The sequence below is a fragment of the Roseateles sp. genome (assembly GCF_036404855.1).
Taxonomy (GTDB): Bacteria; Pseudomonadota; Gammaproteobacteria; order Burkholderiales; family Burkholderiaceae_C; genus Pelomonas.
Window position 1 is genome coordinate 44,881 of sequence record NZ_DASWYS010000275.1, and the last position, 21,858, is coordinate 66,738.

Sequence of the window (21,858 nt, forward strand, 5' to 3'; positions counted from 1 at the left end):
TCAGGCGACGGCACGCCGCCTGGTGAGCCAGGACGGCGCGCGCAGGGCGACCATCGTCACGGCCCAGCAGATCCATGCCGTCCACATCGTGTGGCTGGGATAGTGGGCGCCGCGCAGCATCTGGCCGACGCCGTAGACCACGCCCAGGCAGATCACGCCGGCCAGCCAGGCCCTTGCCGCCCGCGGGTAGGCGCGGGCCAGCACGCAGCCGCCGCCCAGGAAGGCAAAGGCCGCGCTGGCGTGGCCGGACGGGAAGCAATGTCCCCCGCCGCCGTCGCGCAAGCCGAAGGCCCAGTGCGAGATGTAGTGGGCCGTGCCGCCGAACTCGGCCAGGTCCCAGGGGCAGCTCGTCACGCTCGCGCGCTTGATGAGCGACACCGCGGCAAGGCAAAACAGCGTGGCCAGCAACCAGTCGAGCCGTTCGCGCCGGGTCAGCTCGGGCAGCACCTGGCGGGGCCGCAGGTTGGCAAGCAGGATGAAGGCGACCGCCAGCCAGGACAGCAGGCGGCCGCCCTGGTGCACCAGTTGCACCGTGAGCCAGTTCTCGCGCCAGGCAAAACCGGCCGCGCTGCCCACCTGACGCATGACCCAGAGGTCCAGTCCGCTGGCATCCCAGACCAGCAAGGCCCCCAGGCCCACCAGCAGGGCCCACACGCCGGCTGGCAGGCGGGCGGCGCGCGCGGGGACCGAGGACAGGCTGATCTGCATGGATCGGAATTGTCGAGAGGCGGATGCCTCGAATCCTTGCACCTGGCTGGCGTCTTGCACCCCGTATTCGCCCGGATGCGATGGAAGTCACGCCGGGGTAGCTCCCGCAAGGGCCGCCTGGGCCTTTGTCTACACTGGCCGCATGAGTTCACCCGTCTTTGCCGCCGAGCGCGCCATCCGCATCGGCCGCCAGGCGCTCGAGGTCGAGGCCCGCGCCCTCGCCGAGCTGGCACCGCGTCTGGGCGACGCTTTCGTGAGCGCCGTGCAGGCCGTGCTGGCCTGCCATGGCCGTGTCGCCGTCATGGGCATGGGCAAGAGCGGCCACGTCGGCCGCAAGATTGCCGCCACCCTGGCCTCCACCGGCACGCCGGCCCTCTTCGTCCATCCCGCCGAGGCGGCCCACGGCGACCTGGGCATGGTCACCGGCGGCGATGTCGTGCTGGCGCTGTCCAATTCCGGAGAAAGCGACGAGCTCAACGCCATCCTGCCCGTGCTCAAGCGCCTGGGCGTGCCCGTCATCGCAATGACGGGGCGTGCCGAGTCCAGCCTGGCTGCCCATGCCGACGTCGTGCTCGACAGTGCCGTGGCCGAGGAAGCCTGCCCGCTGCAGTTGGCTCCGACCGCCAGCACCACGGCCCAGATGGCGCTGGGCGACGCCCTGGCCGTGGCCCTGCTGGATGCGCGCGGCTTCAAGGCCGAAGACTTCGCCCGCTCCCACCCGGGTGGTGCGCTGGGCCGCAAGCTGCTGACCCATGTGCGCGACCTGATGCGCAGCGGCGACGCCCTGCCTCGCGTGGCCGCCGACACCGCCTTCACCGACCTGATGCGCGAGATGAGCGCCAAGAGCCTGGGCATGGCGGTCATCGTCGATGCCCAGGACCACGTCCAGGGCATCTTCACGGACGGCGACCTTCGCCGCCTCATCGAGCAGGGCCGCGACCTGCGCGCCCTCACTGCCGCCGAGGTCGCCCACCCCAGGCCGCGCACCGTTGGCGCCGACGCGCTGGCCGTGGATGCCGCCGACTTGATGGAAGCCGCGCGCATCACCGTGGTTCTCGTCGTGGACACGGACCAGCGCCTCGTCGGCGCGATCAGCATCAACGACCTGATGCGGGCGAAGGTGATCTGATGGCCGCACTGAGCTTTCCTCCCGAACTGCTGGTCAAGGCCCAGGGCTCCGGCCTGGCCATCAGGCTCGCCATCTTCGACGTCGACGGTGTGTTGACCGACGGCCGCATTTACATCGGTGAACGCGGCGAGGAGTTCAAGGCCTTCAGCACGCTTGACGGCCACGGCCTGAAGTCGCTGCAGCAGGCCGGCATCACGCCCGTGGTCATCACCGGCCGCGACAGCCCCGCCGTGCGTCGCCGCGTCGCCGACCTGGGCCTGGCCCACGCCGTCTACGGGGCTGGCGACAAGCTCGCCGCCGCCGAGCCGCTGCTGGCCCGGCTCGGCGTGCACTGGGGCGAGGTCGCCGTCATGGGCGACGACTGGCCCGATCTGCCGCTGATGACCCGCGCCGGCTTCGCCTGCGCCCCGCCCGGCGCCCACGCCGAAGTGCTGGCCATTGCTCACCACGTCACGCGCGCGGCCGGCGGCCACGGCGCGGCGCGCGAGTACTGCGACGTCCTGCTGATGGCGGGAGGCCACTATGAGCGCCTGCTGAACGCACACCACGCCACGCTGGACGGCACCACCCCGACATGACGCCCGCGGCCCTCCCCCTCGCCACGCCGCGGGCTGCCAAGCCCCGGCCCTGGCTGTGGCGCGTCCAGAGCCTGCTGTCCAACTACCTGCCGCTGCTGCTGATGGCCTTGCTGGCCAGCGGCACTTGGTGGCTGGTGAAGAACACGCCGCTGCTGGACACCCCGGGCGAGCTGGCGCCGCCGCGCCACATCCCCGACTACCGCATGGCGAATTTCGAGATCCAGCGCATCGGCGCGGACGGCCGGCTCAACGTGCAGATTGCCGGCGCCGAGCTTCGTCACTACCCCGACACCGACACCATCGAGATCGACCAGGCCCGGGTGCGTGCCGTCGCGCCAGACGGCAGCCTGGCCATCGCCGAGGCCAAGCGCGCCATCAGCAATGGCGACGGTAGCGACATGCAGCTGATCGGCGACGTGCGCCTGCGCCGCCTGCCACCGGGTTCGGGCGAGAACGCGCCGGCCCAGCTGGAGGTGCGCGGCGAGTTCCTGCAGGCGCTGGCTAACAGCGAGATCCTGCGCTCCCACCTGCCCGTCACCATCCGCCAGGGCAGCTCGACGCTGAACACGCGGAACTTCGAGTACCGCCACCTCACGGGCCAGGTCAGCTTCACGGGCCGGGCCCAAGGGCAGATTGCATCGCGCGACGGCCGATGAGCGAGCTCGTCTTCATCACCGGCGCGTCCAGCGGCATCGGCCAGGCCCTGGCATTGCGCTACTACCGCGACGGTGCCCGCCTCGCGCTGGTGGCCCGCCGCACCGCCGAGGTCCAGCGCTGGGCCGCAGAGCAACGGCTCGACGCCGCCCGCTTTAGGGTTTATGGCGCAGATGTCGCCGACCTCGACGCCATGGCCCGCATCGGCCGCGAATGCATCGCGGCCCAGGGCCTGCCCGACGTCGTCATCGCCAACGCCGGCATCAGCGTCGGCATGGACACGGCCCACTTCGACGACCTCGACGTGATGCGTCGCACCTTCGCGACCAACAACGTCGGCCTGGCCGCCACCTTCCACCCCTTCGTCGCCGCGATGAACGAGCGCCGCTCCGGCACGCTGGTGGGCGTGGCCAGCGTCGCCGCCATCCGCGGCCTGCCGGGGCATGGCGCCTACTGCGCGAGCAAGGCAGGCGTCGTGGCCTACTGCGAAAGCCTGCGCGGTGAATGCCGGCCGTTCGGCGTGCACGTCGTGACGCTGCTGCCGGGCTACATCGACACGCCGCTGACACGCGGCAACCGCTACTCCATGCCCTTCCTGATGCAGGTCGATGACTTCGCCGACCAGGCCGTCCGCAGCATCCGTGCCCAGGTCAGCTATCGCGTCATCCCCTGGCAGATGGGTGTGCTGGCCAAGATCCTTCGACTGCTGCCCAACTGGCTCTACGACCGCGCGCTGGGCAGCCGGCCGCGCAAGAAGCGCGCGAGCGAGTAGCCAACGCGCACAGGCCCTGGCTACACTGCGCGCCTTCGTACCGAGCGCTGCACGACGCAGCCCAGGAAGACATCATGGCCAAGGTGCTTCACCCCTGCTGAGCCCGCGCGCTGCCATCTGACGCAGCGCCGTCCGCCGGCTGCGCGCTGCGCACGCCCCACCTGATTCCTGCGGTTGCTGCCCGCGCGCGTAGCCGTTCTCGGACGATTTCCATGACCTTCCGTCTCCTCGGCCCGGGCCTGCTTGCCCTGGCCCTGCCAGCCTGGGGCAACACCCCGGAGCCGCAATATCCCACCGCACTGCGCCTGGCCACTGGCGAGCCGCCCCCGGTCATCGACGGCCGCCTGGACGACGACGCCTGGCGACGTGCACCGGTCTACGAGCGCTTCGCGCAGTTCCTGCCCGCCGACAAGCAGCCCGCACGCTGGCGCACGACGGTGCAGGTGCTGGTCACCGGCGATGCCCTCGTTTTCGGCATCCGCGCCTGGGACCCCGAGCCCGGCCGTATCCGCGCGCCGCTGGCCCGGCGCGACCAGGTCAAGGCCGACCAGGACTTCGTCTCCATCCTCATCGACCCCGTCGGGCACCGTCGCACGGCGCAGTACGTGCGCGTCAGCGCGGCCGGCGCCGTCGAGGATGGCCTGTTCTCCGCCGAGGAGGACAGCGAGGACTCGGCGCCCGACTTCGACGTGGACGCCGCGACGGTGCGGCTGGTCGACGGCTACAGCGTCGAGCTGCGCTGGCCGCTTGCTGCGCTGCGCTTCCCGCATGCGGATGGCGCCCCCTGGCGCGTGATGGTCGCCCGCAACATCCCGCGCGAGGACCGCACACTCAACGTCAGCGCCTCCGCGCTGACCAAGGACGCGCTGAGCTTCATCGCCGAACTGCAGCCGCTGGACGGGCTGGACGATCTCGTCGAGCAGGTGCGCGAGCGGAGCTTCGTGGCGTTCCGCCCGGAGCTGACCATGCGCGCCACGCGCAACGTCAGCGAGGCAGACGGCACGCGGCGGGCCCGCAAGGCATCGCTGGGTGCGGAGCTCAAGTGGCGGCCGCGGGCGGACTGGGTGCTCGACGTGACGCTAAATCCCGACTTCTCGCAGGTCGAGCTCGATGCGCCGCAGCTCGCCGGTAACACGCGCTTCGCGCTCAGCGTGCCTGAGAAGCGCCCCTTCTTCCTGGAGAGCGCCGACGTGGTGGGCCCCACTCAGGCCGACGAGTCCGGCGAGAACCGCAGCCTCGCGGCCTTCTACACCCGCGCCATCACCGACCCCGACTGGGGCCTGCGCGCCACATGGCGCGGTGCCGGAGCCGAAGCCACGGCCCTGCATCTTCGTGATGCCGGCGGCGGCCCGCTGCTGCGCGCCGGCGCGTTCGCCACACGCAGCGGCGTGCAGCCCGGCGGCTCGCAGGCCACCTTCGCTCGCGGCCGCGTGCAGTTGGGCGGGCAGGGGCAGTTCGGCCTCGCGGGCCTCGCGTCGCTGCGCGACTTTGGCCATGGCATGACAACGCAGGTCGTGGGCAGCGACGGCGTCTGGCGGGTCGGCGACAGCGACCAGTGGCGCGGCCATGTGCTGCTGTCCGACACGACGCTCGGCCTGGACGAAGCGGGCCAGGTGCTGCGCGTGAACCGCGAGCGCGGGCACCGCGCCTGGCTGGGCTGGCGCCACCGCGACGGCGACTGGGTGGCCAACGTCAATGTCGAGGAAGTAAGCCCTCGCTTCGCCAACGACAACGGTTTCGTCAGCCAGAGCGCCATCCGCCGCGCGTCGGCCTTCGGCTATCTGCGCCTGGGGCCTCGCGAGCTGGCCGGCGTGGACATGCACGAGAGCGAGGTCCAGCTCAAGCTGCAGGAGACGCGCACGCTGGCCGACCCTCTGCTGGGCGTCACCGCCGGCCAGGTGCTGGACCGCCTGGTGCAGCCGGGATTCTGGTTCGCGGCGGCGCGCAACACCGGCGTCTGGGGCCACGTGGGTCTGGACAGCCACCGGGCAAAGAGCGGCGGCCGGCTGCACCCGACCCGCACGCTGCTGCTGGGCCTGGAGTCCAACCCGGGCGAGCTGCTGACCTACGTCAGCGCCGAGGTCGAATGGGGTCGGCGGCTGGATGTCGACGCCGACCGCGTCGGCCTGGGCGCGCAGGGCCAACTGCAGGCCCAGATGCGAACGCCGTTGCCGGGCGGATGGTGGCTGGAGTATGAGCAGCGCTTCGGCATAGGCTGGGTCGACGGCCCGGACGGCCGCCGCGCTTTCACCGACCGCAGCGCGCAGAGCCTGCTGGTGTTGCACCTGGGGCCGCGCAACTCGATGAGGCTGATTCGCCAGCAAACGCATTTCAGCCGCCGCGAAGACCCGGCCGCCGGCCTGGCCGCGCAGAACGATGTCGGGCGGGTGCTGTCGCTGATGTTCCAGCACCGGATCGGCTTGTCCCGCGTCGTCAGCGTGGGCCTGAACCGGGCCCGCGAGCAGCCGGGTGCAGTTCGCACCGACGAGGTGTTCGCCAAGGCCACGCTGGGCTACTGAGCCCCCGAGCCAAGGCAGCCCGGAAGCAGAAACAACAAAGCGCCCGAAGGCGCTTTGTTCAGATATCTTGCGAGTGGCCCGGATCAGTAGCCGCCCGAACGGCCACCGCCGCCGTAGCCGCCACCACCGCCGCCGTAGCCGCCGCCGCCCGAACGGCCACCGCCGCCGTAGCCGCCGCCACCACCGCCGTAGCCGCCGCCACCCGAACGACCGCCGCCGCCGAAGCCGCCCGGACGCTCTTCACGAGGACGTGCCTCGTTGACGACGATGGCGCGGCCTTCCAGGGCTTGGCCATTCATGCCGTTGATGGCTGCCTGAGCCTCAGCATCCGAGCCCATTTCCACGAAACCGAAACCCTTGGAGCGACCGGTTTCACGATCCATCATGACCTTTGCGGAGGTCACGGTCCCGAACTGACCGAACGCTTCTTGCAGCGATTCGTCACGCACGCTGTAGGCAAGGTTGCCCACGTAAAGCTTGTTTCCCATGGGGAAGCCCTTCTCTTCTCAAAATCAAAAAACCATGTGGAGCTTCAACCCATCGTGAACCATTCAAGCGAAGGTGCGGCGTCCAGACACAGGCAATTGATTATGGTGGCGGGGTGCCGGGATTGCGGGACGGCACTCTGACAAGTGTTGTTTTTACGATCTAGCACAAACCCTGGCGATTCCCGAGCGTCATGGCGCCGTCATCGATACCATCCCCGCCCGACCGTGAATACATGACGCCCAGTCTGCTTACCGCCCTCTCCCGCGTGCTCGCCAGCGTCGACGCGCTGCGCAACCTGCGCGCCCTCTATGCCCTGCTGGCCGGGTTCTGCTTCGCCGGCCTGCTGCTGGCCATGGCCCAGTCCGCCCTGGTGCGCGAGCAGAACCTGCTCAGCGCACTTTGGATGGGCCTGGCCCTGGCTGTCGCCTTTTTCGGGGTCAACGCCACCGGCCTGATGCTGATGGACCAGGCCCGCGGCCTGCCGGTGCGGGACCCCCAGGACGCGTTCACCGACGCCCTGCGCAGCGGCCACCGCGTGCTGCTGGCCCTGTTGGCCTGCCTGGCCCTGACAGCGCTGGCCGCCGCCGCCCTGGCCGGCCTGCTGTGGGCCACTCGCTGGCCCCTGGTGGGTGCACCGCTGCTGGCAATCGTCCTGCCGCTGGGCGTGCTGATGCTGGGCGGCATCGCCTTCGCCCTGGTGGTTCTCGTCGGGCCGCTGGCCGGGCCGGCCGTCTGGGCCGGCCAGCGCAGCACCGGCGTGCTGGCCTTCCTGCGCGGCCGCCTGCGCCACGGCCTGCCCGAAACGGCCCTGCTGATGGCGGCCGTCTACCTGCTGGCCGCGCTGGCCACGGCCGCCGTCAGCTTCGTCGTCGTCAGCGGGGGCCGCCTGGTGGCCGGCCTGGCCATCCTGGGCGCTGGGGTGGAACTACCGGCCGGACAGTTGCTGGCGGGCGTCATGGGGCTGGGTCCGCGCGGCTTCGGCGCCACCGGGGTGCCGCTGCAGGGGGGATCGCTGGGACTGGCCGCGCTGATCGGCGGCGGCGTCGTGTTCGCCATCGCGCTGGTGCTGCCGACCCTGGTCTGGCTGCGCGGCTGCTGCGCGGTCTATCTGGCGCTCACGGACGAGGAATGAGGCCGCGCATCGCCAGCCTGGTGCCCAGCGCGACCGAGACGCTGGTGGCCCTGGGCCTGGGGCCCTGCCTGGTCGCCCGCACGGGTTTCTGCATCCACCCCGCCGAGGCCGTCGCGGCGGTGCCCAAGGTGGGCGGCACAAAGGACGTGAATCTTGCCAAGCTGAAGGCGCTCGCTCCCACCCACGTCATCGTCAACGTCGACGAGAACCGGCGCGAGACAGCCGAGGCACTGCGGGCGTTCGTGCCGGAGGTCATCGTGACCCACCCGCGCCGGCCGGAAGACAACCTGGTGCTGTTCGAGCAACTGCGGACGGCCTTTGCCGGCGAGCCTGGCGTGACCGAGCGGGCTGCGGCGCTCGCCGCCGAGTTCCGCACCGCCCTCGCGCGCTGCCGCGAAGTGGCCCAGCCGCGCGAGAACGTGCTCTATCTGATCTGGCACGAGCCCTGGATGACGGTGGCCCGCGACACCTACATCTCGATGCTGCTGGCTGAAGGCGGCTGGCTCACCTGGCCGGACGTATCCGGCGGCGAGCAGGGGGCCGGGCGCTACCCCGCACTGCGCGGCGACGAGGTCTGGCTGCACCGCATCGACCGCGTGCTGCTGAGCTCCGAGCCCTATCGCTTCGGCACCGGGCACCTGTCCGACGCGCAAGCGCTGTGCCCGCGGGCGCGGGTGCAGCTCGTCGACGGCGAGCTGCTGAGCTGGTGGGGCTCACGCGGCGCGGCGGGATTGGACTATCTGCGCGAACTGACGCGAAGCGCCTGACCCACAATCGCCAGCATGGACATCTACAAGCCTCTCGTTGCGCTGCTGGCCATCGTCAATCCGGTCGGCGTGGTCCCCTTCTTCATCCATTTCACCTCCGCCTTCACGCGCCAGCAGCGGCGCCGGACCATCCTGGTCAGCGCCTGCACGGCGGGCATCGTCATCGCACTCTCGGCGCTGTTCGGGCTGAAGATCATCGAGTTCTTCAACATCTCGCTGGCCAGTTTCCAGGTCGGCGGCGGCTGCCTGCTCCTGATCAGCTCGCTGCAGATGCTCAACGCCAAGCCGGCCGAGGCGCGCTCGGAAGACGTCACCGAAGGCTCCAGCAAGGCCGACGCGGGTGCCAGCATCGCCGTCGTGCCGCTGGCCATCCCTCTGCTGACCGGCCCGGCCACCATCTCGACGATGGTGATCTATGCCGACAAGACCCGGCACTGGTGGGAACTGGCCGTGCTGTGCGGCTACGGCGTGGTCGTGGGACTGGTCACCTTCCTCACGTTCTCGGCCAGCAGCAAGATCGCCAAGGTGCTCGGCCAGACCGGCATCAACATCATGACGCGGCTGATGGGCCTCATCCTCGCCGCGCTGGCCGTGGAGCTGCTGTCCGACGGCCTCATCAAGCTCTTCCCCGTGCTGGCCGCGAGGACGGTGGGATGAACACGCTCTTCGGCCTGCCGCCGGTCTGGATGGCGCCCATGGCCGGCGAGGCGGCCAGCGGTGCCCTGGTCGCCGCCGTCAGCGCCGGCGGCGGCTTCGGCCAGCTGGGCGCGGCCTATCTGGCGCCAGCGCGCATCGCCGAGATCGCGGCCGACATTCGCACCCGCACTGACCGGCCCTTCGGCATCAACCTGTTCTGCCCGCAGCCCTGGCTGCGCGACGACGTAGCCTTGGACACCTACCTCGCCCGCCTTGCCGGCTGGCATGCCGAGCTGGGTCTGCCGGCGCCTGCCCGGCCCGAGCGCTACGAGGAAGACTTCGACGCCCAGTTGGCGGCCACCGTCGCCGCCAGACCGGCCATCATCAGCTTCGTCATGGGCGACCCCGGGGTGGCACGGGTGGCGGCATTGAAGGCGCAGGGGTTCACCGTCGTCGGCACCGCCACACAGGTCGCCGAAGGGCGGCTGCTGCAAGCCAGCGGCGTCGATGCCGTCGTCGCCCAGGGCTACGAGGCAGGCGGCCACCGCGGCGGCTTCCTCGGCACGCCGGAAGGCGCGCTGATTGGCACCATGGCCCTCGTTCCCCTGCTTGTCGACGCGCTGGACATTCCCGTCATCGCCGCCGGCGGGATCGCCGATGCCCGGGGTGTCGCAGCGGCGCAGGCGCTGGGCGCCAGCGCGGTGACGGCGGGCACGGCCTTTCTGCTCGTCGACGAATGCCCGCTGTCGCCCGCCTACCGCACGGCGCTGCTGGCCGCTCAGGACACCGACTCGACGCTGACGCGGGCCTTCTCCGGCCGCCTGGCCCGTGGCGTGGCCAACCGCGTCACGCGCGAGCTGGAGGGCACGCCCCTACCCGACTTCCCTCAGCCCAATGCCGCCAGCCGGGCCATGCGCCAGGCCGCCGCCAAGGCCGGCCGGGCTGACTTCATCAGCCTCTGGGCCGGCCAGGCCCTGCCGCTCAGCCGCTCGCCGGGCTCGGCGGCGCAGCTGGTGGCCGCGTTGACACAGGGCTGGCGCGCTTGATCCTGCTGCTGGAAGACGACCCCGCCATCGCGGACACGGTGGTGTTCGCGTTGCACCGCGACGGTTTCGCGGTCGAGCACCGCGTCTGGCTGTCGGAGGCGCGCGAGCGGCTGCGCGCCGCGCCGCCACCAGAGCTGCTCATCCTCGACATCGGCCTGCCCGACGGCCATGGCCTGGACCTGTGCCGCGAGCTGCGCGGCGGGCCGCTCTCCCGACTGCCGATCATCGTGCTCAGCGCGCGCAGCGAAGAGATGGACCGCGTGCTCGGTCTGGAACTGGGCGCCGACGACTACCTCGCCAAGCCCTTCAGCCCCCGCGAGCTGGTGGCCCGCGTGCGCGCCCTGCTCCGTCGCGCCCAGGCCGCACCGCCGGCGACGGCGGGCTTCACAGTGGATGGCGCGCGCGTGAGCCTGGACGGCGTGCCGCTGCACCTCACCAAGCTGGAGCTCGGGCTGCTGACGCATCTGCTGCGCGCGCCGCAGCGCATCCACAGTCGCGACACGCTGCTGGACGCGGTCTGGGGCAGCAACGCCGAGAGCACGGACCGCACCGTGGACACCCACATCAAGACGCTGCGCGCCAAGCTGCGCGAGGCCGCACCCGCGCGCGACCCGATCAAGACGCACCGCGGCCTTGGCTACTCCCTGGAGCCCTAGCCGATGAGACTCGGGCTCAGGGTCTTCTTCGGCTTCTTCCTGATCGCCGGCCTCAGCGCGGTGCTGCTGCTCAAGGTCTTCCTGGCCGAGGTCAAGCCCAGCGTGCGCGAAGTCATGGAAGACCTGATGGTGGACACGGCCCATCTGCTGGCCGAGGCGGCCGTGGACGAGCTGGCCGCCGGCGGCGCCCGGCCCGACGGGCGGCTCGCCGCCCAGCTGCAGCGTTATGCCCAGCGCGACGTAGACGTGATGATCTGGGGCCTGCGCAAGCAGAACCTCGACCTGCGCATCTACGTGACCGACGAGACCGGCCGCGTGGTGCTCGACTCCGGCCAGCCCTCGGCCGTCGGGCAGGACTACTCGCAATGGCGCGACGTGGCACTGACACTGCGCGGCGACTATGGCGCGCGCTCCTCGCGCGGCTACCTGGCCGACGACCGCAGCACCGTGCTCGTCGTGGCCGCACCGGTGCTGAAGGACGGCCGCACCCTGGGGGTCGTCAGCGTCGCCAAGCCGGTGGCCAGCGTGCAGCGCTTCATCGACCGCGCCGAGCGGCGCGTGTTCTGGGCCGGCGCCGCGCTGCTGGCGGCCAGCCTGGTCATCGGTGTCGCGGTGACGCTGTGGCTGGTGGCCTCGGTGCGGCGCCTGCGCCGCTACGCCCAGCAGGCCCAGGCCGGCCAGGCCATTGCGCCACCCGCCATGCCCGGCGAACTGGGCGACCTGGCTCATGCGATGGACGACATGCGTCGCAGGCTGGAGGGGCGCGAGCAACTCGAGCACGACGTGCGTGCGCTGACGCACGAGCTCAAGAGCCCGTTGGCTGCATTGCGCGCCAGCGGCGAGCTGCTCCAGGACGAACTGCCCGCCGCCGACCGCCAGCGCTTTGCCGCCCAGGTGCTGGACCAGACCGCGCGGCTGCAGACGCTGGTTGAACGGGTGCTGGCGCTGTCACAGCTGGAGGCGCAGGTCGGGCTGGGCGAACACCAGCGCGTGGTTCTGGCCGACTGGGCCGAGGCGCAGCTGGAGCGTCAGGCGCCGCGGCTGGCGCAACAGAACCTGCGCGTCGTGTGGACCGCCCGCGAGGGCGTGGCCGTGGACGCCGACACGACGTTGCTGGAGCTGGCCTTCGGCAATCTGCTCGTCAACGCCATCGACTTCGCGCCCGCCGGCTCGACACTGGAATTCGGCGTCAGCACGACGCCCACCAGCGTGCGCCTGGCGCTGCGCGACCACGGCCCCGGCGTGCCGCCGGCCGCCTTCTCGCAGTTGGGCAAGCGCTTTTTCTCAACGGCGCGGCCGGGCAGCCTCGTCAAGGGCTCGGGCCTGGGGCTGGCCATCGCGAGGCGCGTGGCCGAGCTGCATGGTGGGCGGCTGACTTTCGAGGCGGCGCAGCCAGGACTGCGGGTGACGCTGATCCTGCCGCGCTGACTTCACCTTCGCTTCACGCACTTCGTCGTCTCCTCACCGCTGCTGGCGATGCTGGCGGCATGAAGCTCAACCCCACCTTTGCCAAGCTGGCCATCCTGGCCATCGTCACCCTGCTGCTGTGCGTCGTGCTCGGCCAGATCGGCGGACTCGCCCGCGAACGCCAGGCCCATCAGCGCGAGGCCGCGCGCGGCGTTGAAGAGTCGCTTGCCGGGCCGCAGACCCTGCTCGGCCCGCTGCTGATGCGCAACTGCAAGGAGACCTGGGCGGCCTACAAAGACGGCGTCCAGAGCCGCAACTTCACGCTGCTGCTGCCGCCTTCGCAGCTGCAGATCAGCGGCGGCCTCAGCCCCGAGCCCCGCTACCGCGGCCTGTTCAAGATCAACACCTACGCCGGCAAGCTGTCCGTCGCCGCACGCTGGGACACCCTGCCGCCGCTGACACCGCGCCCGGAGAACACAGGCGGCCAGGTCGAGTGCGGCGACCTGGTCGTGATGTTCTCGGCCAGCGATGCCCGTGGCCTGCGCAACGTCGAACTCAAGCGGGACAACGCGGCCCTGATCGTCCGGCCCGGCACGGGCAATCCCAACTACCCCAGCGGCCTGCACGCCCGCCTGGAGGCGCCGCTGCCGGGCGAACCCCTGGCCGTGACCCTCGGCATCGAGCTTGTGGGCACCGGCGGCCTGGCGGTCGTGCCGGCGGCGGGCAACACCTCGGTGAGGCTGGAATCCAGCTGGCGCCACCCGAGCTTCGGCGGGCGCTTCCTGCCCGCGGAGCGCCAGGTGGGCGTCAGCGGCTTCGCGGCACGCTGGCAGGTCAGCGAGCTGTCCAGCAGCGCCGCGGCCGACGTGGTCGCGGGCCAAAAGAACCTGGACACGCTGGCCGTCGGGCTGATCGACCCCGTGAACCCCTACGTCATGAGCGACCGCGCCATCAAGTACGGCCTCATCTTCATCGCCCTCACCTTCGTCACCGTCGGCCTGACCGAGCTGCTGACCGGCCGGCGCGTGCACCCCGTGCAGTATTTGCTTGTCGGCATGGCACTCAGCTTGTTCTTCCTGCTGCTGCTCAGCCTGTCGGAGCATCTGCCCTTCTTGAAGGCCTATCTGATCGCGGCCGGCGCGGCGGCGCTGGTGCTGACGCAGTACGCCGCGGCCATGCTCGGCGGCTGGCTGCGCGGCGCGGCCTTCGGCGGCGGCATCGCATTGCTCTACGGCGCCCTCTACATGCTGCTGAGCCGGGAGCAGACGGCCCTGGTCATCGGCGCCGTGCTGCTGTTCGCCGTGCTGGCGGTCGTGATGACGCTCACGCGCAAGCTGGACTGGTACCGCCTGGGCGGCGCAGCGGACGAAGCGTGAATTACCCTAGGGGCTGCATCCCTCCCTGGCACGCCCCGTTAGCGCTCCTCATGTCCCAACAAGGTTTCGACTACATCATCGTGGGCGCCGGCACCGCCGGCTGCCTGCTGGCGAACCGCCTCAGCGGCATGCGCGGCAAGCGTGTGCTGCTCATCGAGGCGGGCGGCAAGGACGATTACCACTGGATCCACATCCCCGTCGGATACCTCTACTGCATCGGCAACCCGCGCACCGACTGGTGCTTCAACACCGAGGCCGAGGCGGGCCTGAACGGCCGTAGCCTGCGCTACCCGCGCGGCAAGGTGCTGGGCGGCAGCTCCAGCATCAACGGCATGATCTACATGCGCGGCCAGAGCCGCGACTACGAGCACTGGGCCGACGCCACGGGCGACGACACCTGGCGCTGGGAGCGCGTGCTGCGCGCCTTCCGCCGCCACGAGAACCACTGGCGCCTGGACAACCCCAAGACCGCTCCCGAGGGATTTGCCGCCGTTCACGGCCACAAGGGCGAGTGGCGCGTCGAGCAGCAGCGCCTGCGCTGGCCCATCCTCGACGCCTTCGCCGCCGCCGCGGCCCAGGCTGGCATCCCGGCCACGAGCGACTTCAACGCCGGCAACAACGAGGGCGTGGGCTATTTCGAGGTCAACCAGCGCAAGGGCCTGCGTTGGAACGCGGCCAAGGCCTTCCTGCGGCCGACGGCCCTGGGCCGGCCCAACTTCGAGCTGTGGACCGGCGCGCAGGTACGCAAGCTGCGCCTGCTGCGCGACGACACGGGGCTGCGCTGCTGCGGCGTCGAGGTGCTGACGCCGCACGGCGTCGAGCAGCCATGGCTCAACGTCGGCGGTGAAGTCATCCTCGCGGCGGGCGCCATAGGCTCGCCGCAGATCCTGCAGCTCTCCGGCCTGGGCCCCGGCGCGCTGCTGCAGGGCCTGGGGATCACCGTCGAACAGGACATGCAGGGCGTGGGCATGAACCTGCAGGACCATCTGCAGATCCGCGCTGTCTACAAGGTCGACGGCGCCCGGACGCTGAACACCCGCTCGGCCTCGCTGATCGGCAAGGCCATGATCGGCCTGGAGTACGCGCTGCGGCGCAGCGGCCCGATGAGCATGGCGCCCTCGCAGCTCGGCGCCTTCACGCGCAGCAGCCCCACCAAGATCTGGCCCGACCTGGAGTACCACGTCCAGCCGCTATCTCTGGATGCCTTCGGCGAGCCGCTGCACAGCTTCAACGCCTTCACGGCCAGTGTCTGCAACCTCAACCCGACCAGCCGCGACACGGTGCACATCACGTCGCCGGACGCCGCCGTGGCGCCCGCCATCCGGCCCAACTACCTGGCCACCGAAGCAGACCGCCAGGTGGCCGCCGACAGCCTGAAGCTGACGCGGCGCATCGTGTCCCAGCCGGCGCTGGCGGCCTTCAAGCCCGAGGAGTACAAGCCCGGGACGCAGTTCCAGACCGACGAGGAGCTGACCCGCCTGGCCGGCGACATCGCGACGACCATCTTCCATCCCGTGGGCACCTGCAAGATGGGCCGCAACGAGGATCCCGGCGCGGTGGTCGACTCACGGCTGCGCGTGCGCGGCGTGACGGGGCTGCGCGTGGCGGACGCCAGCGTGATGCCGACGATCACGAGCGGGAACACGAACTCGCCGACGCTGATGATTGCGGAGAAGCTGGCGGGGTGGCTGGTGGGATGAGGCCCAAACGCCGCGATGTCAGGTTCGCAGCCGCCGGCAGTCATTCCTGCGATATCTAGAAGAACCGCTTGGGAACGTCCCTTGCCATTGCGTGGACCGCTCTCATGGCGGCCCCGCCCATCTCGGTCATCGCTTTCATTGCCGTGATGAGGGCCCGCCCCGCGCTGATCAAACGCTTTGTCTTTGGGAGCGCGCTTTTCATTGTCAGCGTGATGGGCGCCGCACGGCTGGACGTCTCGTTCATGTCCACCCCCGTCAACGTCGCCTGCCTGGCTGCCGCCTATCTGGCCTATGTCTTTCTGGCCGCGTCGTTTTGGCTGGTGAAGCCGCTGATCCTGCGAGTACCCGCACTGGTCATCGCCGCCGTCCCAGTTCTCGCGGGATACATGATGGGCACCGTGGGCCTTCTCGGTCTGGCGTTCATCATCGGCGACTACGCCAACCCGCCCTTGCAGACGCTTCGAATTGACGCGAACCTTGAATGCCGCGTCATCGCATGGGGCAATGCCACGGCCGACTCGGGGTATACGGTGCATCTGTACCGGCAGGCGCCGCTGATCCCCTTTGTCGAAAGGGAGGTCTCTCGCGTGAGAGTCGACGAGACGCGGCCAGGGCCAGGCCCCGCGACCGCCTCATGCAAGGACGCCCTGGCTGCCATGCACTGAAGAGCACCGACCGACGGTTCCACGCGGCGAGCCTCCACGCACTCGCGGAGACCGACAATCGGGCCAATGCAGTCCCCGGCTCCGCCTCTCCGTGTCCTTTCCGTCATCCCCCCGATGACGCAGCTGAACACGCCCTACCCGTCTACCGCCTACCTGACGGGCTTCCTGCGCTCGCGTGGCATCGACGCCCATCAGGTGGACTTGGCGCTGACGCTGGTGCTGGCCCTGTTCTCGCCGGCCGGCCTGGCGCAGGTCCGCGAAGCCGTGCTGGCCCTGCCCGATGCGAACCGCACACCGCAGACGGCCTGGTTCGCCGCCGAATTCAATGCGATCGCCGCCGCCGCGCCGCGCGTGCTCAGCTTTTTGCAGGGCCGCGACCCGACGCTGGCGCATCGCATCAACACGCGGACCTTCCTGCCCGAGGGGGCGCGCTTCGCGTCGCTGGACAACTACACCGGCGAGGAAGGCGAAGACCCGCTCGCCTGGGCCTTTGGTGCCTTGGGCCTGCAGGACCGTGCCCGTCACCTCGCCACGCTGTTCCTGAACGACCTCGCCGACGTATTGCGCGACGCGGTGGACGCGCGCTTCGAGTTCGTCCGCTACGCCGAATCGCTGGCCGCCGCGCAGGCGCACTTCGACCCGCTGGCCGAGGCCCTGGCCGCGCCGCCCAACCTCGTCGACGCGACGCTGCAGCGTCTCACGCTGGCTGCGTTGGAGCAGCAAGACCCGGACGTCGTGCTGCTGTCGGTGCCCTTCCCCGGCTCGGTCTATGCGGCGCTGCGCATTGCGCAGACCATCAAGGCCGCGCGCCCCGGCACCGTGACGGTACTGGGGGGCGGCTATGTGAACACCGAGCTGCGCGAGCTGGCCGAACCGCGCCTGTTCGACTTCGTCGACTACGTGACGCTGGACGCCGGCGAGCGGCCGCTGCTGGCGCTGCTGGAGCACGTCGCCGGCAAGCGCTCCAGCACCCGCCTCGTGCGCACCTTCTGGCGCGACGAGGGGCAGGTGAGGTACACGAACTTCGTCGAGCCTGACGTTGCATTTGACGACGTCGGCACGCCGACCTGGGACGGCCTGCCGCTGGACCGCTATCTGTCGCTGCTGGACATGCTCAACCCCATGAACCGGCTCTGGAGCGACGGACGCTGGAACAAGCTGACCGTGGCCCATGGCTGCTACTGGAAGAAATGCAGCTTCTGCGACGTCAGTCTGGACTACATCTCGCGCTACGAGGCCGCCTCGGCCGAAGTGCTGGTGGACCGGATCGAGGCCATCGTCAGGGAGACCGGTCAGACGGGCTTCCACTTTGTCGACGAGGCCGCGCCGCCGAAGGCGCTGAAGGCGCTGGCCGAGGAGCTCATCCGCCGCGGCGTGGCCATAAGTTGGTGGGGCAACATCCGCTTCGAGAAGACCTTCACGCCAGAGCTGTGCCAGTTGCTTGCCGACAGTGGCTGCATCGCCATCTCGGGGGGGCTGGAGGTGGCGTCCGACCGACTGCTAAAGCTCATGAAGAAGGGCGTCAGCGTGGAGCAGGTGGCGCGCGTGACCAAGGCGTTCGCCGATGCCGGCGTGCTGGTGCATGCCTACCTCATGTACGGCTTCCCGACGCAGACGACGCAGGACACCGTGGACGCGCTGGAGTACGTGCGCCAGCTGTTCGAGAACGGCTGCATCCACAGCGGCTTCTTCCACCGCTTCGCCTGCACGGTGCATTCGCCCGTCGGCCTGAACCCGGCGGAGTACGGTGTCACGCTGCAGCCCCTGCCTGCCGACGGGCGCTTCGCGAAGAACGACATCGCCTTCATCGATCCCACGCCCACCGACCACGACGGCCTGGGACAGGGGCTGAAGAAGGGTCTCTACAACTTCATGCACGGCATCGGCATCGAGCAGGACATCCGCGCCTGGTTCCCGGTGCGCGTGCCCAAGACGACGGTGCCGCGCCGCTTCGTCGAGCGCGCGCTCACGCACGCCTGAGGGGCGTCTTGGACCCGCCGGCAACGGCCGCCGATCAGGACCGCAGCGGTGGCAGGCTGATCCGCGCCCTCAGGCCCTGGCCGGCGTTGGCGTCCAGCAGCTCCAGCAGGCCGCCGTGGCGGGTGGCGATGTCGGACGCGATGGCCAGGCCGAGGCCGCTGCCGGAACCGCTGGCGCTGCTGCCCCGCCGGAAGCGCTGCATGGCCGCCGGCCGCTCCGCGGCCGGAATGCCGGGGCCGTTGTCCTCAACTTCCAGCCACGGGCCTTCCAGCCCGCTGCCGCAGCGCACGGTGATGCGCGCACCCGGGCCGGCATAGCTGACGGCGTTGTGAATGAGGTTCTCCAACGCCTCGCGCAGCAGGAAGGCGTGCCCCAGTGCCGGCGCCTCCTCGAGCTCGAAGCCGAGGTCGACGCCGCTGGGCAGCGTCCGGTGGGCCCAGTCCTGGCCACTCTCGATCGCGATGTCGCGCAGATCGATGCGCTGGCCGACGTTGACGCTGCGATCTTCGGCCCGCGCCAGGGACAGCAGTTGCTGGGCCAGGCGTGCGCTGCGCATGACGCGCTGGCGCAGCCGCTCCAGCATTGGGTCCAGGCGCTGGTCGTGCGGTTCCAGCATGGCCAGCTCGATCTCGGTCTGCAACGAGGTCAGGGGCGTGCGAAGCTGGTGGGCGGCGTCGGCGAGAAACTCGCGCTGCGCGCCGGCGGCGCGGTCCAGCCGCTCGAACAGGCGGTTGAAGGCAGCCTGCAGCGGCACGAGCTCGCGCGGCAGCGGCGCCTCCAGCGGCGTGAGGCGGTGCAGGTCGCGGCGCTCCAGCTCGGCGCTCAGGCCGGTCAGCGGCGCCAGGCCCTGGTGGATGGCCCACCAGCCTGCCAGGGCCAGCAGCGCCACCAGCCCCAGACCGCTGATTGCGACGAGGCTGGCGATCTGCTGCTGGAGCGCATCGCGCTTGTGCAGGGTCTCGGCCACCATCACCTGGCAGACACCGAGGCCGCAATCACGCCCCAGTTGCACCAGGCGCAGTTCGCGGTCCCGCAGCCTGACGTCGCCGTAGAAGGCCTGGCCCGACTCCTGCATCGGAGTCAGGGGCTGCACCTCGGCCAGACCGGCATCGCCCTGCAAGACCTCGCCGTTGGGCGCGAGGACAAGATAGAAGACGTCGTCCTGGCGGTCGAAACGCAGGGCGCGGTCCATGGTGGCGCTGATGTCGATGCGCGGCTCGCCGCTGCGCAGGTCAATCTGGCCGGCCAGCGTCAGCGCGGTGTCTTCTAGCCCTTCATCCAGCCAGCCCTGCGCACTGTGTTGCACCTGCTGGTACAGCGCGATGCCCAGCAGCGGCAGCGCCACCAGCAGGGGCAGCATCAGCCAGCCGAACAGCCGTCGCTGCAGGCTGGAGCGCGAGCCCTCTGCCAATTTCAGGCAATTTCCTCGAGCAGATAGCCCAGGCCACGCACGGTGCGCAGCTGCACGCCACCCGGCTCGATCTTGGCGCGCAAGCGCGACAGGCAGACTTCGATGGCGTTGTCGCTGACGCCCTGGTCCCACGCATTGCTGGCCAGCGCGATGTGCTCCTTGGGCACGACCTTGCCGGCACGCGCCATCAGGAAGCCCAGCACGTCCCACTCGCGCGCGGACAGCGCCAGCGGCTCGTTGTCGATGTAGGCGCGGCGCGCCTCCTGGTCGATGCGCAGACGCGCCAGCTGCAGCTGGTTGCTGGTGCGCGCCTGGCTGCGCCGCACCAGCGCACGGGCGCGCGCAACCAGTTCGGTCAGCGCGAAGGGCTTCACGAGGTAGTCGTCCGCCCCGCCCTCCAGGCCGCGGACCCGGTCCTCGACGGCGTCACGGGCGGTCAGCAGGAGCACCGGCACGGCGATGCCCTCACTACGCACCCGGCGCAGCGTCTCGAAGCCGTCGATGCCGGCCAGGCCGATGTCGAGGATGAGGATGTCGTAGGCATCCTCGCGCAGCGAGCGCGGCACAGGCTCGCCTCGGGCGGTGCAGTCCACGACCCAGCCCTGGGAGCGCAGTGCGCGGGCGGTGGTTTCGACGAGATGTTCGTCGTCTTCGACGAGCAGGATGCGCATGGTGGCTGGAGTATGGCCTGAGACCGCCCGTCGTGCTGACACCGGGCTGTCGCGCAAGGAAAGCTCGCGGCAAGGCGGGTGTCAAGACGGTGACGGCGGCGCTCCGGACACTGGCCGCCATGAAAAACTCCATCGAGCGCCGGCCTGCGGTGCTGCTGTTTCACGGTCTGTGCGCCAACCCGCTGGAGCTGGCGCCGGTGGCCAAGTCCCTGCGTGACGTCGGTTATGCCGTCGACGTGCCCGCCATGGCCGGGTATGGGGTCAGCAGCGCCACCGGCGAACAGTTGACGGTGCCGCCTTTCGAGCATTGGCTGGCAGAAGCCGAGGCCCGGTTCGACCGGCTGGCCGCCGAGCATGGCCGCGTCGCCATCGGCGGACTGTGCATGGGTGCCGTGCTGGCGCTGGCCCTGGCCTCGCGCCGGCCGGCCGCGGCCCTGGTGCTGATCTCGACGACGCTGCATTTCGACGGCTGGAACGTCTCGCCCTGGCGGCGCCTGTTACCGCTGGCCTACCTGCCTGGCCTGCGCCACCGCATGAGCTTTCGGGAAACAGCGCCCTTCGGCCTGAAGAACGAGCGCCTGCGCGCCTGGGTCGAGCAGGCGATGACGTCGGACAAGGTCTCGGCCGTCGGCGCCGCGCGGCTGTCCGCCGCATCGCTGTACGAAGCCTCTCGGCTGATCCGCCACGTCCGGGCCCGGCTCACCGGCCTGGTCGCACCAGCCATCGTGCTGCACGCCAGCGAGGACGACGTGGCCGGGCCGCGCAGTGTGCGCGAACTGCAGAACCGCCTCGGCGCCAGGCCTGAGGTGCACTGGTTCCACGACAGCTATCACATGCTGACCCTGGACAACGAACGCACAGCCGTCGCACGCACGGTGCGCGACTTCCTGCTGAGCCGGCATCCGCTGGCCCTCCTTGCTCCCCTGACCCCTGGAACCCATCCCCATGAACAGCACGCTTGAAGAACTCTGCATCCTCGCCCAACGCGAGCTCGGCACCGAGGCGCTCAACGGCAAGGTCGAGACGCCCTTCGTCGAGCTTGGCCTCGACTCCCTCGGCCTGGTGGACTTCATGTTCACCGTCGAGGACCATTTCCACATCAGCATCGAGCACGACCGCGCGCTGCAACAGCCCACGCTGGCCGGCCTGGCCGCCCTCGTCGATGAGCTGATCGCAGCCAAGGCGCAGCCGCTCGCCGCAGCCGCCTGATGGTCCGGGTCTGGGTCACGGGGCTGGGGGCCATCAGCGCGCTCGGCGTCGGCGCCGATGCGCTGGCCGATGCGCTGCTGGCCGGCCGCTCCGGCGTCACGGCCCAGGCGGGCAGCGAGGAGCACGGCCTCAAGCCCTTCGCGGCCGCCGCCGTGACCGTGCCGCTTGCGCCGGGCCTGCCGCCAGCACAGCGCAACCTCTACGACCGCCACAGCCTGATGGCGCTGGAGGCCGCCGCCGAGGCCTGGGCCCAGGCCGGCCTGCCGGCGACGGCCCCCGAGCCGGACCGCGCTGCGGTGGCCTGGGGCACGGGGCTGGGGGGCTCGGCGTCCAGGGAGGCCTCCTACCAGCAG

22 protein-coding genes are annotated in these 21,858 nt (G+C 70.5%); 18 read left to right on the forward strand and 4 right to left on the reverse strand.

What is annotated here, in order from left to right:
- Nucleotides 1–708 carry a phosphatase PAP2 family protein gene (locus VGF12_RS18225; RefSeq protein ID WP_331177465.1) on the reverse strand — a complete coding sequence of 236 codons (708 nt, stop codon included), beginning with the start codon at nucleotides 706–708 and terminating at the stop codon, nucleotides 1–3.
- 142 nt (nucleotides 709–850) lie between these two features.
- On the opposite strand from VGF12_RS18225, the gene VGF12_RS18230 reads away from it, so the two are divergent.
- From VGF12_RS18230 to VGF12_RS18250, 5 genes are all read left to right on the forward strand, one after another.
- Nucleotides 851–1,837, forward strand: a complete 987-nt coding sequence (locus tag VGF12_RS18230; RefSeq protein ID WP_331177466.1) for a KpsF/GutQ family sugar-phosphate isomerase — start codon at nucleotides 851–853, stop codon at nucleotides 1,835–1,837.
- Complete coding sequence (locus VGF12_RS18235) at nucleotides 1,837–2,415, forward strand: KdsC family phosphatase (protein ID WP_331177467.1); 579 nt, start codon at nucleotides 1,837–1,839, stop codon at nucleotides 2,413–2,415. The genes VGF12_RS18230 and VGF12_RS18235 overlap by 1 nt, the downstream gene beginning before the upstream one ends.
- On the forward strand, nucleotides 2,412–3,071 hold the full coding sequence (gene lptC, locus VGF12_RS18240) for an LPS export ABC transporter periplasmic protein LptC (RefSeq protein ID WP_331177468.1): 660 nt from the start codon (nucleotides 2,412–2,414) through the stop codon (nucleotides 3,069–3,071). The genes VGF12_RS18235 and lptC overlap by 4 nt, the downstream gene beginning before the upstream one ends.
- Entirely contained in the window at nucleotides 3,068–3,841 is a 774-nt protein-coding gene (locus tag VGF12_RS18245) for an SDR family oxidoreductase (protein WP_331177469.1), read from the forward strand. Before lptC ends, VGF12_RS18245 begins: the two co-directional genes overlap by 4 nt.
- Before the next feature lie 212 nt (nucleotides 3,842–4,053).
- Complete coding sequence (locus VGF12_RS18250; protein WP_331177470.1) at nucleotides 4,054–6,360, forward strand: carbohydrate binding family 9 domain-containing protein; 2,307 nt, start codon at nucleotides 4,054–4,056, stop codon at nucleotides 6,358–6,360.
- Nucleotides 6,361–6,443: 83 nt separating this feature from the next.
- Here VGF12_RS18250 and VGF12_RS18255 read toward each other — a convergent pair whose 3' ends face one another.
- Nucleotides 6,444–6,848 (reverse strand): RNA recognition motif domain-containing protein, encoded by a 405-nt coding sequence (locus tag VGF12_RS18255; protein ID WP_293504523.1) that lies wholly within the window; start codon nucleotides 6,846–6,848, stop codon nucleotides 6,444–6,446.
- A gap of 233 nt (nucleotides 6,849–7,081) precedes the next feature.
- On the opposite strand from VGF12_RS18255, the gene VGF12_RS18260 reads away from it, so the two are divergent.
- From VGF12_RS18260 to VGF12_RS18305, 10 genes are all read left to right on the forward strand, one after another.
- On the forward strand, nucleotides 7,082–7,981 hold the full coding sequence (locus VGF12_RS18260) for a hypothetical protein (protein ID WP_331177471.1): 900 nt from the start codon (nucleotides 7,082–7,084) through the stop codon (nucleotides 7,979–7,981).
- Complete coding sequence (locus VGF12_RS18265; RefSeq protein WP_331177472.1) at nucleotides 7,978–8,748, forward strand: helical backbone metal receptor; 771 nt, start codon at nucleotides 7,978–7,980, stop codon at nucleotides 8,746–8,748. Before VGF12_RS18260 ends, VGF12_RS18265 begins: the two co-directional genes overlap by 4 nt.
- A gap of 15 nt (nucleotides 8,749–8,763) precedes the next feature.
- Nucleotides 8,764–9,405, forward strand: coding sequence for a MarC family protein (locus VGF12_RS18270; protein WP_331177473.1), 642 nt, complete (start codon nucleotides 8,764–8,766; stop codon nucleotides 9,403–9,405).
- Nucleotides 9,402–10,430 (forward strand): NAD(P)H-dependent flavin oxidoreductase, encoded by a 1,029-nt coding sequence (locus tag VGF12_RS18275; RefSeq protein ID WP_331177474.1) that lies wholly within the window; start codon nucleotides 9,402–9,404, stop codon nucleotides 10,428–10,430. The genes VGF12_RS18270 and VGF12_RS18275 overlap by 4 nt, the downstream gene beginning before the upstream one ends.
- Nucleotides 10,418–11,086: a two-component system response regulator CreB gene (gene creB / locus VGF12_RS18280; protein ID WP_331177485.1), complete on the forward strand. Its 669-nt coding sequence runs from the start codon at nucleotides 10,418–10,420 to the stop codon at nucleotides 11,084–11,086. The genes VGF12_RS18275 and creB overlap by 13 nt, the downstream gene beginning before the upstream one ends.
- A 3-nt stretch (nucleotides 11,087–11,089) precedes the next feature.
- Nucleotides 11,090–12,514 carry a two-component system sensor histidine kinase CreC gene (creC, locus tag VGF12_RS18285; protein ID WP_331177475.1) on the forward strand — a complete coding sequence of 475 codons (1,425 nt, stop codon included), beginning with the start codon at nucleotides 11,090–11,092 and terminating at the stop codon, nucleotides 12,512–12,514.
- 59 nt (nucleotides 12,515–12,573) lie between these two features.
- On the forward strand, nucleotides 12,574–13,869 hold the full coding sequence (creD, locus tag VGF12_RS18290; RefSeq protein ID WP_331177476.1) for a cell envelope integrity protein CreD: 1,296 nt from the start codon (nucleotides 12,574–12,576) through the stop codon (nucleotides 13,867–13,869).
- Between the two features lie 50 nt (nucleotides 13,870–13,919).
- A complete protein-coding gene (locus VGF12_RS18295) occupies nucleotides 13,920–15,569 on the forward strand; it encodes a GMC family oxidoreductase (protein WP_331177477.1) in 1,650 nt (549 codons plus the stop codon).
- Between the two features lie 104 nt (nucleotides 15,570–15,673).
- Nucleotides 15,674–16,234, forward strand: a complete 561-nt coding sequence (locus VGF12_RS18300; protein WP_331177478.1) for a hypothetical protein — start codon at nucleotides 15,674–15,676, stop codon at nucleotides 16,232–16,234.
- A gap of 114 nt (nucleotides 16,235–16,348) precedes the next feature.
- A complete protein-coding gene (locus tag VGF12_RS18305) occupies nucleotides 16,349–18,214 on the forward strand; it encodes a B12-binding domain-containing radical SAM protein (protein WP_331177479.1) in 1,866 nt (621 codons plus the stop codon).
- Between the two features lie 34 nt (nucleotides 18,215–18,248).
- On the opposite strand, the gene VGF12_RS18310 is transcribed toward VGF12_RS18305, so the two are convergent.
- Both VGF12_RS18310 and VGF12_RS18315 read right to left on the reverse strand, forming a co-directional pair.
- A complete protein-coding gene (locus VGF12_RS18310) occupies nucleotides 18,249–19,625 on the reverse strand; it encodes a sensor histidine kinase (RefSeq protein ID WP_331177480.1) in 1,377 nt (458 codons plus the stop codon).
- A 2-nt stretch (nucleotides 19,626–19,627) separates the two neighbouring features.
- On the reverse strand, nucleotides 19,628–20,296 hold the full coding sequence (locus VGF12_RS18315; protein WP_331177481.1) for a response regulator transcription factor: 669 nt from the start codon (nucleotides 20,294–20,296) through the stop codon (nucleotides 19,628–19,630).
- Between the two features lie 119 nt (nucleotides 20,297–20,415).
- On the opposite strand from VGF12_RS18315, the gene VGF12_RS18320 reads away from it, so the two are divergent.
- The 3 genes from VGF12_RS18320 to VGF12_RS18330 all read left to right on the forward strand — a co-directional run.
- Nucleotides 20,416–21,258 (forward strand): alpha/beta hydrolase, encoded by an 843-nt coding sequence (locus VGF12_RS18320; RefSeq protein ID WP_331177482.1) that lies wholly within the window; start codon nucleotides 20,416–20,418, stop codon nucleotides 21,256–21,258.
- Nucleotides 21,242–21,505, forward strand: coding sequence for an acyl carrier protein (locus VGF12_RS18325; protein ID WP_331177483.1), 264 nt, complete (start codon nucleotides 21,242–21,244; stop codon nucleotides 21,503–21,505). The genes VGF12_RS18320 and VGF12_RS18325 overlap by 17 nt, the downstream gene beginning before the upstream one ends.
- On the forward strand, nucleotides 21,505–21,858 hold a 354-nt coding region (locus VGF12_RS18330; protein WP_331177484.1), incomplete at its 3' end, for a beta-ketoacyl synthase N-terminal-like domain-containing protein. The genes VGF12_RS18325 and VGF12_RS18330, both read left to right, overlap by 1 nt.

Excerpts from the sequence above, each read along its gene's own strand:
- VGF12_RS18225 (WP_331177465.1), bottom strand. The coding sequence starts at position 708 with ATGCAGATCAGCCTGTCCTCGGTCCCCGCGCGCGCCGCCCGCCTGCCA.
- VGF12_RS18230 (WP_331177466.1), top strand. The coding sequence starts at position 851 with ATGAGTTCACCCGTCTTTGCCGCCGAGCGCGCCATCCGCATCGGCCGC.
- VGF12_RS18235 (WP_331177467.1), top strand. The coding sequence starts at position 1,837 with ATGGCCGCACTGAGCTTTCCTCCCGAACTGCTGGTCAAGGCCCAGGGC.
- lptC (WP_331177468.1), top strand. The coding sequence starts at position 2,412 with ATGACGCCCGCGGCCCTCCCCCTCGCCACGCCGCGGGCTGCCAAGCCC.
- VGF12_RS18245 (WP_331177469.1), top strand. The coding sequence starts at position 3,068 with ATGAGCGAGCTCGTCTTCATCACCGGCGCGTCCAGCGGCATCGGCCAG.
- VGF12_RS18250 (WP_331177470.1), top strand. The coding sequence starts at position 4,054 with ATGACCTTCCGTCTCCTCGGCCCGGGCCTGCTTGCCCTGGCCCTGCCA.
- VGF12_RS18255 (WP_293504523.1), bottom strand. The coding sequence starts at position 6,848 with ATGGGAAACAAGCTTTACGTGGGCAACCTTGCCTACAGCGTGCGTGAC.
- VGF12_RS18260 (WP_331177471.1), top strand. The coding sequence starts at position 7,082 with ATGACGCCCAGTCTGCTTACCGCCCTCTCCCGCGTGCTCGCCAGCGTC.
- VGF12_RS18265 (WP_331177472.1), top strand. The coding sequence starts at position 7,978 with ATGAGGCCGCGCATCGCCAGCCTGGTGCCCAGCGCGACCGAGACGCTG.
- VGF12_RS18270 (WP_331177473.1), top strand. The coding sequence starts at position 8,764 with ATGGACATCTACAAGCCTCTCGTTGCGCTGCTGGCCATCGTCAATCCG.
- VGF12_RS18275 (WP_331177474.1), top strand. The coding sequence starts at position 9,402 with ATGAACACGCTCTTCGGCCTGCCGCCGGTCTGGATGGCGCCCATGGCC.
- creC (WP_331177475.1), top strand. The coding sequence starts at position 11,090 with ATGAGACTCGGGCTCAGGGTCTTCTTCGGCTTCTTCCTGATCGCCGGC.
- creD (WP_331177476.1), top strand. The coding sequence starts at position 12,574 with ATGAAGCTCAACCCCACCTTTGCCAAGCTGGCCATCCTGGCCATCGTC.
- VGF12_RS18295 (WP_331177477.1), top strand. The coding sequence starts at position 13,920 with ATGTCCCAACAAGGTTTCGACTACATCATCGTGGGCGCCGGCACCGCC.
- VGF12_RS18300 (WP_331177478.1), top strand. The coding sequence starts at position 15,674 with ATGGCGGCCCCGCCCATCTCGGTCATCGCTTTCATTGCCGTGATGAGG.
- VGF12_RS18305 (WP_331177479.1), top strand. The coding sequence starts at position 16,349 with ATGACGCAGCTGAACACGCCCTACCCGTCTACCGCCTACCTGACGGGC.
- VGF12_RS18315 (WP_331177481.1), bottom strand. The coding sequence starts at position 20,296 with ATGCGCATCCTGCTCGTCGAAGACGACGAACATCTCGTCGAAACCACC.
- VGF12_RS18320 (WP_331177482.1), top strand. The coding sequence starts at position 20,416 with ATGAAAAACTCCATCGAGCGCCGGCCTGCGGTGCTGCTGTTTCACGGT.
- VGF12_RS18325 (WP_331177483.1), top strand. The coding sequence starts at position 21,242 with ATGAACAGCACGCTTGAAGAACTCTGCATCCTCGCCCAACGCGAGCTC.